15 protein-coding genes are annotated in these 13,453 nt (G+C 56.6%); 11 read left to right on the top strand and 4 right to left on the bottom strand.

The window, feature by feature from the left end; all coding sequences use genetic code 11:
• From AC1Q6D_RS32835 to AC1Q6D_RS32815, 5 genes are all read left to right on the top strand, one after another.
• Window positions 1–200: hypothetical protein (locus AC1Q6D_RS32835; RefSeq protein WP_492574014.1), on the top strand; the 200-nt coding region annotated here is incomplete at its 5' end.
• Between the two features lie 163 nt (window positions 201–363).
• Complete coding sequence (locus tag AC1Q6D_RS32830) at window positions 364–1,968, top strand: response regulator (protein WP_103406859.1); 1,605 nt, start codon at window positions 364–366, stop codon at window positions 1,966–1,968.
• Entirely contained in the window at window positions 1,965–2,657 is a 693-nt protein-coding gene (locus AC1Q6D_RS32825) for a sensor histidine kinase (protein ID WP_103406858.1), read from the top strand. The genes AC1Q6D_RS32830 and AC1Q6D_RS32825 overlap by 4 nt, the downstream gene beginning before the upstream one ends.
• A 215-nt stretch (window positions 2,658–2,872) precedes the next feature.
• A complete protein-coding gene (locus AC1Q6D_RS32820) occupies window positions 2,873–4,114 on the top strand; it encodes a glutamine synthetase family protein (protein ID WP_178083175.1) in 1,242 nt (413 codons plus the stop codon).
• 69 nt (window positions 4,115–4,183) lie between these two features.
• Window positions 4,184–5,548 carry an MFS transporter gene (locus AC1Q6D_RS32815; RefSeq protein ID WP_047532298.1) on the top strand — a complete coding sequence of 455 codons (1,365 nt, stop codon included), beginning with the start codon at window positions 4,184–4,186 and terminating at the stop codon, window positions 5,546–5,548.
• 63 nt (window positions 5,549–5,611) lie between these two features.
• Here the strand turns inward: AC1Q6D_RS32815 and AC1Q6D_RS32810 are convergent, their stop codons facing one another.
• The 4 genes from AC1Q6D_RS32810 to flgA form a co-directional block, all read right to left on the bottom strand.
• The gene (locus AC1Q6D_RS32810) at window positions 5,612–6,358 is read right to left on the bottom strand and encodes a flagellar brake protein (protein ID WP_103406856.1); all 747 of its coding nucleotides are present in this window, start codon (window positions 6,356–6,358) and stop codon (window positions 5,612–5,614) included.
• Between the two features lie 92 nt (window positions 6,359–6,450).
• The gene (locus AC1Q6D_RS32805) at window positions 6,451–6,918 is read right to left on the bottom strand and encodes a flagella synthesis protein FlgN (RefSeq protein ID WP_103406855.1); all 468 of its coding nucleotides are present in this window, start codon (window positions 6,916–6,918) and stop codon (window positions 6,451–6,453) included.
• 49 nt (window positions 6,919–6,967) lie between these two features.
• The gene (flgM, locus tag AC1Q6D_RS32800) at window positions 6,968–7,294 is read right to left on the bottom strand and encodes a flagellar biosynthesis anti-sigma factor FlgM (RefSeq protein WP_047532293.1); all 327 of its coding nucleotides are present in this window, start codon (window positions 7,292–7,294) and stop codon (window positions 6,968–6,970) included.
• A 180-nt stretch (window positions 7,295–7,474) separates the two neighbouring features.
• Entirely contained in the window at window positions 7,475–8,236 is a 762-nt protein-coding gene (gene flgA, locus AC1Q6D_RS32795) for a flagellar basal body P-ring formation chaperone FlgA (protein ID WP_047532291.1), read from the bottom strand.
• Between the two features lie 83 nt (window positions 8,237–8,319).
• On the opposite strand from flgA, the gene AC1Q6D_RS32790 reads away from it, so the two are divergent.
• From AC1Q6D_RS32790 to flgE, 6 genes are all read left to right on the top strand, one after another.
• On the top strand, window positions 8,320–9,252 hold the full coding sequence (locus AC1Q6D_RS32790) for a chemotaxis protein CheV (RefSeq protein WP_103406854.1): 933 nt from the start codon (window positions 8,320–8,322) through the stop codon (window positions 9,250–9,252).
• A 46-nt stretch (window positions 9,253–9,298) separates the two neighbouring features.
• Complete coding sequence (cheR, locus tag AC1Q6D_RS32785; protein WP_047532288.1) at window positions 9,299–10,126, top strand: protein-glutamate O-methyltransferase CheR; 828 nt, start codon at window positions 9,299–9,301, stop codon at window positions 10,124–10,126.
• 277 nt (window positions 10,127–10,403) lie between these two features.
• Window positions 10,404–10,811: a flagellar basal body rod protein FlgB gene (gene flgB, locus AC1Q6D_RS32780; RefSeq protein WP_047532287.1), complete on the top strand. Its 408-nt coding sequence runs from the start codon at window positions 10,404–10,406 to the stop codon at window positions 10,809–10,811.
• Window positions 10,812–10,814: 3 nt separating this feature from the next.
• On the top strand, window positions 10,815–11,258 hold the full coding sequence (gene flgC / locus AC1Q6D_RS32775; RefSeq protein ID WP_034146132.1) for a flagellar basal body rod protein FlgC: 444 nt from the start codon (window positions 10,815–10,817) through the stop codon (window positions 11,256–11,258).
• A 15-nt stretch (window positions 11,259–11,273) separates the two neighbouring features.
• Entirely contained in the window at window positions 11,274–11,999 is a 726-nt protein-coding gene (flgD, locus tag AC1Q6D_RS32770) for a flagellar hook assembly protein FlgD (RefSeq protein ID WP_103406853.1), read from the top strand.
• A gap of 31 nt (window positions 12,000–12,030) precedes the next feature.
• The gene (flgE, locus tag AC1Q6D_RS32765) at window positions 12,031–13,347 is read left to right on the top strand and encodes a flagellar hook protein FlgE (RefSeq protein WP_103406852.1); all 1,317 of its coding nucleotides are present in this window, start codon (window positions 12,031–12,033) and stop codon (window positions 13,345–13,347) included.
• The last annotated feature ends 106 nt before the right edge of the window (window positions 13,348–13,453 follow it).

The following is a 13,453-nucleotide window of genomic DNA, read 5'->3' as shown; positions in this document are numbered from 1 at the left end:
ACCCCTATCTGCGTATGCAGGTAGGGGTTTTGTTTTTGTCCGCAGGAAAGTACTGCGCCGGAAATGGCCGCGGCAGCAATGGTTTCTGGCTCCTGAGGGGGAATACCTATGAGGCCTTTTTCTCAACGAAAAGGCGCGATAGACCTTTTGCCGCTTCAAGAGAACGCCACCTCTGGCCGATAACCGTATGGCAACAGTGAACTTTATTTCTCGTATCTTCCGAACCGTCGTTTGGTTTGAGAGAAATCACTTGCTAGCTAATGGCTACTAGCTATCATCTGCGCGCCAAAAGAGGCAATGAAGCTGATCTTTTTCGCGTATTGGCCTTTTGATTCTTCTTCTTAAATTGCCTGGAAATCTTCGATGCTGTCGTATCACCAAAAGAGTTTTCTGATCGTCGATGATTTTTCGGATTTCCGCAGTTCGGTCAGGTCCATGCTGCGGGAACTGGGTGTGAAGGATGTAGATACTGCCGATTCCGGTGAGCAAGCACTGCGTATGTGCGCGCAGAAGTCCTATCATTTCATCCTGCAGGATTTTCATCTCGGCGATGGCAAGAAGAACGGTCAACAAGTCCTCGAAGACCTGATGATCGAAAAGCTGATCAGCCATGAAAGTGTATTCGTCATGGTCACCGCCGAAACCAGCCAGGCCATGGTACTCAGCGCCCTCGAACACGAGCCCGACGCGTACCTGACCAAACCCTTCAACCGCTCCGGCCTGGCCCAGCGCCTGGAGCGCCTGGAACAGCGCAAAACCTTGCTCAAGCCGATCCTGCAAGCTCTCGATCGGGACAAGCCTCTTGAAGTGCTAAACGCCTGCATCGCCCTGTGCAAGCAAGATATCCGCTACTCGCCATTGTGCCTGCGCTATCGTGCCGATGCCCTGCGTGACCTCAACCAGAATGAGGCGCTTGAGCGTCTTTACGACAGCATCATTGCAGATCGTCCTTTGCCCTGGGCCTTTGCCGGGCTTGGGCAATTACTGTTCAAGCGGGGTCAGGTTGCACAAGCTAAAGGTGTCTACGAAAAAGCACTGAAAGTGTTCCCGATGATGCCGGCGCTGTACGACGGTATGGCGGATGTGCTGGTCGCCGAAGGTGACACCAAGGCGGCGCAGGCGGTATTGGAAGAAGCAATTCGCTTATCGCCATTGGCTGTGCGCCGACAAGCGCAGTTAGGCAAATTGGCGATGACCAATGAAGATTTTGACACAGCCTCCAGAGCCTACCGTCAGGCTGTTAGCCAAGGCGCCCAGTCACGGTTCAAGGATGCGGAAAGTAACCTCGGACTGGCCCATGCCTTGATCAGCAAAGGGAGTGAAAAGGGCCTGGATACCCGAACGCGGCTGGAGATCAATACGACGCTGAGCGCTGTGGCCAAAGAGAATCCGTCCGACCCCGGTCTGCAAATTCGTGCCCGGTTGATGAAGGCGACCAGTCTTTTGCTCAACGACAGTGAAACCGCCGAAAAGCTTACCGAGCAAGCGATGATGCGCCTCGATGGCATGGAGCAGTTCATGAGCGCGGAAGCGGCACTCTTGGTGGCCAAGCAACTACAAATGCTCGGACAACCCAGTGCGGGCGCGTCGATGTTGAAAAACTGTGCGGAAATCTACGGTGATGACCCCGCTGTCATGAAGGGCATCGCCAAGTTGACCGATGATCCGACCATCCTCAACTCCGGCAACGCCGCCGCTGACCTCAACCGGCAAGGCGTACGCGTGTACAAGACCGGTAATCTGGTAGAGGCCCGGGACGTTTTCCGCAAGGCCCTGGCGCTACAGCCGAAAAACATCAGTATCGCGTTGAACATGGCGCAGGCATTGCTGCATGGCACTGATACCAATGTGCCGTCGGCCGAGCTCGAAGAATGTCGAACCTGTCTGAAAATGGTTGGTTTGATGCCTGACACCGATGCTCGTTATCCGCGTTATCAGAAGCTTAAAAGCAAGGCGTTTGGCGAATGAACGACAACCAGCAAGCATTGGATTTCTCTACGGTGATTGCTTCCACCGTACACGACATGAAGAACTCATTGGCGATGCTGATGCGGGCCCACAGCCAATGGTTGGCAAACCTGCCCGGCCCGTCCCGTCAATCTGCGGAGCAGGGCGTGATCGAGTTCGAGTTCGCTCACCTCAACGGCATGCTCGTGCAGTTGCTGGGGCTGTACAAGTTGGGCGTCAATCAAATGCCCCTGCAGCCGGCCTACCATGAGCTGGATGACTTCATTGAAGCGCAATTGGCATGTCATCAGGACGTGTTCGCCAGCCGTGGTATTGCCGCTTCTTTCGAGGTGGATCCGCTGAGCCCTTTGGGTTTCTTCGATCGGGAGCTGATTGCTTCGGTATTGGCCAACAGCATCAACAACGCCATTCGTTATGCCCGGCATGCGCTATTGATCACCGTCAGCGATGAGGCTGGGCAACTGGTGCTGACCATCAACGATGATGGTGAAGGGTATCCGTGCGAGATGATCGAGCGACAGGCTGATTATGTGCAGGGTATCAATCAAAGTAGCGGTAGTACCGGGCTGGGTTTGTACTTTGCAGGGCGGATCGCGGCCTTGCATCAGCGAAACGGCGTCGGGGGGCACACCAGAATCAGCAACGGCGGCCCATTGGGTGGAGGCGTATTCAGTCTTTACCTGCCTTGAGCCTTTCTCTGGCCGCAGACCTTTTTGATTAACACTGCTTGATATTCTGAACACGCGGAGTCTATTTTGTACGCGTCGCCGTTCACGGCTCGCACAACAACAAGGATTGCGTCATGAAAGCGGATGGCCTCAGTTCACTCGCGCAGCGATTGACGGGTATTGATGAGATTGAATGCGTCACACCGGACTTGAATGGCGTGCCACGGGGCAAAGTGATGACCGCCGAGGGCTTTCTCGACGGACGCCGTTTGCAGATGGCGCGCGGTGTGCTGCTGCAATGCATCATGGGTGGGTATCCGCCAGCACGCTTTTATGGAAGCGATGATGGAGACCTCGCGCTGGTGGCAGATCCCGCGCAGATCCATCGCTTGCCCTGGACCCAGCAGCCACGGGCATTCGCCATTTGCGACGCGGATGAGCTGACCGGCGCCAGCTCCAATCTTTCGACTCGTGGTCAACTCAAGGCGGTTATCGCACGTTACGCGGCGCTTGGCCTCGCGCCGGTGGTGGCAACCGAGCTGGAGTTCTTTGTCTTTGCACCTAATACCGATCCGTCTCAACCCTTCCAGCCTCCAACAGGACTGGACGGACGTCGCGAGGATGGTCATTCGGCGTTCAGTGTCAGCTCCAACAACGGTCTGCGCCCGTTCTTCAGTGAGGTCTACGCCTGCATGGCGGCGTTGGGTTTGCCGCGCGATACGTTCATGCACGAAATGGGCGTCAGTCAGTTTGAGATCAACCTGCTGCACGGCGATCCGCTGCTATTGGCCGACCAGACATTCCTGTTCAAACATTTGCTCAAAGAGGTGGCGCTCAAGCATGGCCTGATCGTTGTCTGCATGGCCAAGCCATTGGCGCATACGCCGGGCAGTTCGATGCATATCCACCAGAGCATCGTCGATATCGATAATGGGCATAACGTATTCAGTACTGAAGACGGCCAACCGACGGCGACCTTCCATCATTTCATTGCCGGACAGCAGGCCTGCATGGCCGACTTCACCGCGCTGTTTGCGCCGAACGTGAACTCGTATCAGCGCTTGTGCCATCCCTTCGCATCACCGAATAATGCTTGTTGGTCCCATGATAACCGGGCAGCAGGCTTGCGTATTCCGGCCAGTTCGCCGGTCGCTCGTCGGGTCGAGAATCGCTTGCCGGGGGCTGATGCCAACCCTTATCTGGCAATTGCCGCTAGCCTGGCGGCGGGACTCTATGGCGTTGAACGACGACTGGAACCGAGCGATCCGATCCAGGGCGAATTTGAAGTGCCGGACAATCTTTCGCTACCCTGTACCTTGCATGCTGCTCTCGAGCGTCTGAAACGTAGCCAACTGGCAAAGGAACTGTTCAGTAAAGAGTTCATCGAAGGCTACATCGCTTCGAAGACCATGGAGTTGACCAGTTTTTATGATGAAATTACTCCCTGGGAGCGGCGTGTTCTAGCAGCCCAGGCCTGACGAAATGTCGACACCGGGCTATCGTTTGGATAGTCCGTTTCTCACTGCAAGGAGCCGCTCGGAACGCCGATGCGCCAAATCTGGAAATCCTTTCGAGCGCTTTATTTCGCCTCGCTGATGATGTTGATCGGCTCAGGCCTTTTGAGTACTTACCTGGCATTGCGTCTGGCTGCCGACCATGTCGACAGTCTGTGGGTCGGTGCATTGATGGCTGCCAACTATTTTGGCCTGGTACTGGGTGGCAAGATCGGCCACCGGTTGATTGCCCGGGTCGGCCACATTCGAGCTTATTCGGCCTGTGCCGGGATCGTCGGCGCGGCGGTGCTAGGCCATGGTCTGGTGAACTGGTTGCCTGCCTGGCTATTCCTGCGGGTAATCGTCGGTCTCGGCATGATGTGTCAATACATGGTCATCGAGAGTTGGCTCAACGAACAGGCTGACACCAAGCAACGCGGGGTGGTGTTTAGCGGCTACATGATTGCGTCGTATCTGGGGCTGGTGCTGGGTCAGTTGATTCTGGTCATGCACCCGGGGCTGGGGCTCGAGTTACTGATGTTGGTCGCCCTGTGCTTTGCTTTGTGCCTGGTGCCGGTGGCCCTGACCCGACGCATTCACCCGGCGCCGTTGCATCCGGCACCGATGGAGCCGAGGTTCTTTATCAAGCGTGTGCCGCAGTCGTTGAGTACGGTGTTGGGGGCTGGGCTGATCGTCGGTTCGTTTTATGGCTTGGCACCGCTGTATGCCTCTCAGCAAGGGTTGTCCACCGAGCAGGTCGGTTTGTTCATGGGCAGCTGCATTTTTGCCGGGCTGCTGGTGCAGTGGCCTCTGGGGTGGTTGTCCGATCGCTATGACCGGGCGCTGTTGATCCGCAGCTTTGCTTTCAGCCTGGCTCTGGCCGCTTTGCCGTTGGCGATCATGGAGCGGGTTCCGCTAGAGGTATTGTTCATCGCCGGTTTTCTCTGCTCATTGGTCCAGTTCTGTCTGTATCCGCTGGCAGTGGCATTTTCCAACGATCACATCGAGGGGGATCGTCGTGTATCGCTGACCGCCATGTTGTTGGTGACCTACGGGGTCGGCGCCAGTATCGGACCGCTGGTGGCCGGGGTGCTGATGAAGTTGTTCGGCAGCCAAATGCTTTATGCGTTCTTCAGTTTTTTCGCGTTGATCCTGGTGTGGCGAATCCGTCCGAAAGCGGTAACCAACCTGCATCAGGTGGACGATGCGCCTCTGCAGCACGTCGCCATGCCGGATAGTATGTCGAGCTCGCCACTGGTGGCGGCACTCGATCCGCGGGTCAATGAGCAGGTGGTGCAGGACCAGATGCAGAACCCGATACCTTCCGAACCAGGGGCCGAATCGGAGCCCGAAGACGATACACCTCGTGAGCAGCCGGACGCGGGGAGTGAAAAAAGTTTTACCGAAGCCAGGCCATAACACTGAGGCAAAAAAAACGGGCAGTCACCGCAAGGGGCTGCCCGTTTTTATTGAAGGACTGTCTCAGAAGTCGTCTTTGTCGAAGCGACGCGCTTCGCGTTGCAACTGATAGACGAACCGCTCGACCTGCCGTTGCACCAGTCCGCTCATGTTATGGAAGCGCACACCGGCGAAGGTGGTGGAGATCTTTTCTTCAAAGTGCAGGTAACGCAACTCGACCGGGGCTGTCATCTTGCCAAAGGGCAGGGCGGCCACGAAGCGGTCATAGACTTGACCCAATTGCAGTCGGTCAGTGATGTCGCCAGAAAAGCGTAACTTGCAACCGGTAGCCGAGATGTCCAGCAGCTTGCCGCTGATCGGTGCCTTGATTTTCTCGCCATCAAGGTCGACGTCGACCAGTTGTGCCAGCTTCAACGCCGCGCGAAACGCATTGCGGCGCTGGTGGTAGACCACTTCATCGGGCAGCGTGCCGCGATAGCAACGACTATCGCCGGATTCGTCGATAGTCAGCGGACCGTTGCTTTCCCAGGCAATGCGCACGCCTTCGTGGAAGCCTTCGACTTTGAAGGGTTCGCCGGCCAACAGGAAACGCTCGCCGTCGCGGGGAATCATTTCGTCCAGGGCAATCATGTTGGTTTCACGATCAATGTCCACCAGATAGCTCTGGAAACGCTGGCTGCGTTCGTGGAACGTAATGATCAGTGGGTCATGACTTTCTTGCAGCTGGCGCAGGTTGCTGGAGATTTCCAGAGGCGTGCTAAGCACCTTGGGTGGCTGCGGAGCATCATCCGCATTTAAGGCATTGGACACGGTTAATCAATCTCCAGACAAATTTTGACTACGGCTAACGGGCATTTTGCCAGCATGTTTCGCGTCTTGATAGAGCGTGCTCATCGACAAGCTTAAGCCTGACTGAGCGGGCGCGGTTTCACAAGCTTGGAGAATGATCCGCTGGCATCGTAGAGCGCGGGAGGTTCGCCGCCGGTAAGAATTTTCAGCTGGGTAGCCGTAGCGGCTTGCTGTATCAGGATCGACTGTCCGTTGCTGGCATTGGTCGTGTGGCACTGGGCCAGGAGGTTGGTCAGCACATCGCTTTGCGCCAGCAATGCTTCGCCAACGCTTGACTGGCTGGCCAATTGTTCCAGGCCGCTGCGGTTGGCAGGCAGGTTGAGGCTGGCGAGGATCTCGCTGCGCTTGCGGCCATGCTGTTCGAGCAAGATGATCAATGCCTGTTTCTGCGCCAGAACGTTTTCGAGCAGAGGCATGTCGCGACCATGCAAGGCGAGGGACTCGGTCTGCAGTAACTCCAGCAATTGTTGCGCTGGAGCAAAATCGTCGATGATCAGTTGCAGTAAATTAGTGTCTTGCATGGCTGGCCTTGGGTTTTAAGCGTCCAAAAGCCTGGCGCAGGCCTTGGGCCTAGCGCTGGGCTTCGAAGTTGAGCAGTTTGCTGGCTATACGGTTGCTGTCGACTTTGTAGCTGCCATCGGCAATCGCTGCTTTCAACGCAGCCACGCGGGCGTTGTCGACGACAGGTTGATCGCGCAGCGTATCAGTGACCTTTTGCAACTGTTGAGCCTCATTGCTGAGATGTACCGATTCCCCGCTTTTGACGGTACTGGCCTGTTCGGCCGGGGTATTCAGCGACGCGGATTTATCGGCCTCGGCCGCTGCCTTGCTTGCGCTGGTACGTGTACTGCCCGTAAGTGACGAGGAACTGTTCAAACGGCTGAAATCGATGACCATGATAAAAAACCTCTGGGAATTTGGACGCTTGCCATGGTTTCGGCCATTCCCTGAAAAACTTTAGGCCCGTTTATCAATGAGCTTGCGCGCGTCAGTGCCCGCCCTGAATGGGGAACAGTTTAGGGAACAGCCTTGGTTAGCGCCATCCTCTTGAGCCGCGAGCGCCAGGAATAGAGAACCCTACATGGACACTTCCACCTGACCCGGCGCCGTGACCTGCGCCTTGATGACTCGCTGGGAGTTGAGGTTCTTGACCCGGATCTGTTCGTTCAGGCCTCCGCTGGCCAGTGCCTCGCCAGGCATTCTCACACTGAGCGTACCGCTGCGCGCGGTAATCACCACCTGATCGCCCTTGCGAATGACTTCGGCCTGCTCGATGTGCACCAGGGTAATGACCTGGTCAGTGACCGTTGGTCGGGTCAGTCTTTGTCCGATCGCCTGATCCACCGATGTCAGATAGCCCTGGCTGATCAAGCTGATGTCACGCTCTCGCAAGGTGACGTCGCCAGGCTCGACAATGCCGGCACGGCGCAGCGGTCGAGTGGTGGTCACGACGTCGCGAAACAGGCGTACTTGAGCGGGTACGAACACCGTCCAGGGCGAAGCGCCTTCGCAGCGAACCTTGACCGTTACCCGTCCCAGCGGCTTGGCCGGACTCTCCAGCGAGGCTGTCAATTCCTTGTCGCACATTGGCATGCGCAATCGGGGATCGAGCTGGTTGACCTGGATTTCGTAGCGACCTTCCGTTTGACTGGTGGCCAGATAGTCTTCTACGGTGAACTCAAGAAAGCCCTGAGTGACGCCGATAAGCATGTCAGGCAAGGTAACCGCGTCAGCAAGGGCAGGGCTGCCAGCGTTGAACAGGCATACGGCCGCCAACACGCCGAGCAATTTGCGGTAGGGTGTGGTCAGGCGTCGAAAAAATGTCGGTTCTGTGTTCATAGAGAGATAAAAAGCAAGCGCCGTGCCGTTTAGAGATGAATGTGCGTCGCAACAACACTTAGCGTTGGTGTAGGAGTCTGGGCATGGCTGGTGTAATGGATTCGGTAAACCAGCGCACGCAACTGGTGGGGCAGAATCGCCTTGAGCTGTTGTTGTTCCGTCTTGACGGCCAGCAGCTGTATGGGATCAACGTATTCAAGGTTCGGGAGGTGCTGCAATGCCCCCAATTGACGCTGATGCCCAAGTCCAGTCCTGTCGTGTGCGGCGTGGCGAATATTCGGGGGGCGACCATTCCGATCCTTGATCTGGCGATGGCGACCGGCTCGGGTGGCTTGAAAGACAAGAACAATCCCTTCGTGATCATCACGGAGTACAACACCAAGACCCAGGGGTTCCTGGTGCGCTCGGTGGAGCGGATCGTGAACATGAACTGGGAGGAGATTCATCCGCCACCCAAGGGCACTGGCCGCGATCACTACCTGACGGCGGTGACTCGGGTCGACAATCAGCTCGTCGAAATCATCGATGTCGAAAAGGTGCTGGCGGAAGTGGCGCCGACACCGGAAGCGATCTCCGCAGGCGTGGTGGACGTCGAAACCCAGCACAAGGCGCTCTCTTTGCGTGTGCTCACGGTCGATGACTCGTCGGTGGCGCGCAAGCAGGTTACGCGTTGCCTGCAAACGGTGGGTGTCGAAGTGGTAGCGCTGAACGACGGTCGGCAAGCGCTGGATTACCTGCGCAAACTGGTCGACGAGGGCAAGAAGCCGGAAGAAGAGTTCCTGATGATGATCTCCGACATCGAGATGCCGGAGATGGACGGGTACACCCTCACGGCGGAGATCCGCAACGACCCTCGCATGCAAAAGCTTCATATCATCCTGCATACTTCGTTGTCGGGTGTGTTCAATCAGGCGATGGTCAAGAAAGTCGGTGCCGATGACTTCCTCGCCAAATTCCGTCCTGATGACCTGGCATCCCGGGTAGTCGACCGGATCAAAGCAGCAGACATTAGCTAGGGGCGTTCGGCCCCCGGCAGTCAACACGATTTAAGAGGCGGCAGCATTGTCAACGGGTAATTTGGATTTCGAACAGTTCCGGGTATTCCTGGAAAAAGCCTGTGGCATTTTGCTCGGTGAAAACAAGCAGTATCTGGTCTCGAGCCGTCTCAACAAACTGATGGAGCAGCAGGGTATCAAGTCGTTGGGTGAGCTTGTCCAGCGCATGCAGACCCAACCGCGCAGCGGTTTGCGCGAGCAGGTGGTGGATGCCATGACCACCAACGAAACCCTGTGGTTTCGTGATACTTACCCCTTTGAAGTCTTGAAGAATAAGGTATTGCCCGAAGCGATCAAGGCCAGTCCCGGTCAGCGTCTGCGCATCTGGTCGGCGGCATGCTCGTCGGGTCAGGAACCGTATTCGCTGTCGATGTCCATTGACGAGTTCGAGCGGGTCAACATGGGCCAGTTGAGGATGGGCGTGCAGATCGTTGCCACCGATCTTTCCAGCACCATGCTCACCAACTGCAAGACCGGCGAGTACGACAGCCTGGCCATTGGTCGCGGCCTGTCACCTGAGCGACTGCAGCGATATTTTGACCCGAAAGGGCCGGGGCGCTGGGTCATCAAGGCTCCGATCAAGAGTCGGGTGGAGTTCCGCTCGTTCAATCTGCTGGACAGTTATGCCAGCCTGGGCAAGTTCGACATCGTGTTCTGTCGCAACGTCCTGATTTACTTCTCTGCCGAAGTGAAGAAGGACATCCTGTTGCGGATTCACAGTACATTGAAGCCCGGTGGTTATCTGTTCCTTGGTGCTTCGGAAGCGCTCAATGGATTGCCGGATCATTACCAGATGGTCCAGTGCAGTCCGGGGATCATTTACCAGGCGAAGTGATTCGTTGCTGGACTGAAAACGGGAGACCTCAGAGGGCTCCCGTTTTTTTATGCCCGGCGTATTCCTGCCGACACCTCGAGCCCGCTCCCAAGAACGCGTGTGTTTGCTAATGGGCAAGCGGCAGAAAAGCGGCAGGCGGCGGAAAACGGTTGCCGCTTTTCTGGCATTGCCGCGTTGCCACTGCTCGCAAAGCCCCGGTTTACGGGGCTTCATGAGTTGGCATGACGCTTGCTAAGTTCATCGTACGAAAAATCAGGTCACCCGAAGGTTTCCCGACATGAGCATCAGCTTCGATAAAGCGCTCGGTATTCACGAAAAGGCTCTGGGCTTTCGCGCTCAGCGCGCCGAAGTTCTGGCCAACAACATTGCCAACGCCGACACCCCGAACTACAAGGCTCGGGATCTGGAGTTCTCGAAAGTGCTCGAGGCGCAGAGCGATAAAGCCAAGAACGGCACGTTCGCCTTGAACATGACCAACAGTCGTCATATCGAAGCCGAAGGCCTGGGTAATGGTGACGAGTCGCTGATGTATCGCACGCCGATGCAACCGTCGATCGACCAGAACACCGTGGACGCTCAACTGGAACAGTCGAACTACGCGGAAAACGCAGTCGGCTTCCAGGCCAGCTTCACGCTGCTCAACAGCAAATTCAAAGGGCTGGTGTCAGCCTTGCGCGGAGAGTAAGTCATGTCCCTGTCCAGTGTTTTCAACATTGCCGGTAGCGGCATGAGTGCGCAAACCACTCGTTTGAACACCGTTGCTTCGAACATCGCCAACGCCGAAACCGTCTCGTCGAGCATCGACCAGACCTATCGTGCGCGTCATCCGGTATTCGCCACCATGTTCCAGGGCGGCCAGAGCGGCGGCAGCGATTCGCTTTTCCAGAACCAGGACGCCGCGGGTCAAGGCGTGCAGGTCATGGGCGTGGTCGAAGATCAGAGCAACCTCGAGGCGCGTTACGAGCCGAACCATCCGGCTGCTGATGCCAAGGGCTACGTCTACTACCCGAACGTCAACGTAGTGGAAGAAATGGCTGACATGATTTCCGCGAGTCGTTCGTTCCAGACCAACGCTGAAATGATGAACACCGCCAAAACCATGATGCAGAAAGTCCTGACCCTCGGTCAGTGATAAGGGGCGACTCAGATGAGTGTTAGCGATTCCACCAGCGGTTTGAGCCTCAAGGATGTCTTGGCCAATTCTTCGGTCAAGACCAGCACCACCAGCAGCAACGGCCTGGCCGCTGCCACGAGTAGCGCCACCGGCAAAAACGCGTTGGGCAAAGACGCTTTTCTGCAGTTGTTGGTGACTCAGCTGAAAAACCAGAACCCTCTGGAACCGCAGGACAACGGCGCGTTTGTCGCTCAATTGGCACAGTTCAGTAGCCTGGAAGGGATTACCACGCTCAACGATACGGTCAGCGGCATTGCCGGCAACTACAACTCGTCTCAAGCGTTGCAGGCTTCTTCGCTGGTAGGTCGTTCTGTTGTTGCCCAGACCGACACCGCAGTGGTCGACACCTCCAAGAGTTTCAACGGTACGGCGGTCGTACCTGCCTCGACGAATCCGGTGACGATCAAGATCACTGATACCGATGGCAAAGTCGTTCGCACCATCGACCTGGGCAGTCAGCAAGCCGGTAACGCCAGTTTCATCTGGGACGGCAAAAACGATGCGGGCGAGGTGGCCAAGGCCGGCACTTACAAGTTTGCGGCTAACGCGACTTACGACAGCCAGGCGACCTCGCTGGTGACTTACCTGCCGGCCACCGTCAACAGCGTGACCATCAGCCAGACCGGCGGTGAGTTGATGCTGAACCTGGCAGGCCTGGGCAGTGTTGCCCTGTCCAAAGTACAGACCATTGGTATATAGAGCCGACTAACACGGCACAAAGGAGTGGAATATGTCTTTCAATATCGGCCTTAGCGGTCTCTATGCAGCCAACAAACAGCTGGACGTAACCGGCAACAACATCGCCAACGTCGCGACCGCCGGTTTCAAATCGTCCCGTGCAGAATTCGAAGATGTGTACTCGGCCACGCGCCTGGGTACCGGTAGCAAGACTATCGGCAACGGCGTGCGTCTGGCCAACGTTTCCCAGCAGTTTGGCCAGGGCGACGTTAACAACACCGGCAACGTGTTGGACATGGGTATCCAGGGCAACGGTTTCTTCATCCTCAGCGACAACGGCTCCCTGAGCTACACCCGTGCCGGTGCGTTCAAGACAGACGCCCAGAACTACGTGGTCGACAACAACGGCAACCGTCTGCAGGGTTATGGCGTCGACTCCAATGGCAAGATCATCAACGGTGTGTTGACTGACTTGAAGATTGATACGTCGAGCCTGGCGCCGCACGCGACCACTCGTGTCGATCAGACGATGAACCTGAATTCCTCGGACCCACTGCCAACAGTGACCACGTTCAATGTCAAAGACACCAGCAGCTACAATAAAACCATTTCCACCCCTGTGTACGATACGCAGGGTAACCAGCACACCATGGACCAGTACTACGTTAAAAACGCGGCGTCTAACTCCTGGACCGTTTACACCTATATAGACGGTCGCAGTCCATCGGATCCTACCGCAGAACCTCCGGTCGCCCTCACCGCCGACATCACCTTCAACCCTGATGGCAGCATCAAGACGCTGACGGCTGGTGCAGGTTGGACGCAAAAAAACAACACCCTGACCATGACAGGCTGGAAGCCGGGCGTGCTGGTTGACGCCAAGGCCAACCCGCCGACTTGGGCCTTGAACGGCTCGGACGCGGCTGCTAGCGGTATCGCCTTCGACATGACCAAAACCACTTCGTATGCTTCGCCTACAGCGCGAACTGCGCAGTACCAGGACGGCTACGCCACCGGCCAGATCTCCAGCCTGACCATCGATGAAAGCGGTGTCATGACCGCCAACTTCAGCAACCAGCAAACCAAGGCCATCGGACAGGTAGCGGTGGCCAGCTTCGCCAACGAGCAAGGCTTGCAGCCAATTGGCGGTACCCGCTGGAAAGAAACCTTCTCCTCGGGCGTGGCCGGCGTTGATGCACCGAAAACCGGTACCCTGGGCGCGGTGGTTTCCAACTCCCTGGAAGAGTCCAACGTTAACCTGACCAACGAACTGGTCGACCTGATCAAGGCGCAGAGCAACTACCAGGCGAACGCCAAGACCATCTCTACCCAAAGCACCATCATGCAGACCATTATTCAGATGACCTGATGCCGGTTGGCTGAAAGCGCTGCACAAAAAGCCCCTCGCAAGCACCTATACCCTAAAAATACATAGGATGTGGGTAAGTGACCGCAAGGAGTTGTCTAAATTGAAT

The sequence above is a fragment of the Pseudomonas sp. MT92 genome, assembly GCF_058792515.1.
The sequence above is the reverse complement of the archived record's forward strand: the minus strand, read 5'-3'. Positions and strand labels throughout refer to the sequence as shown.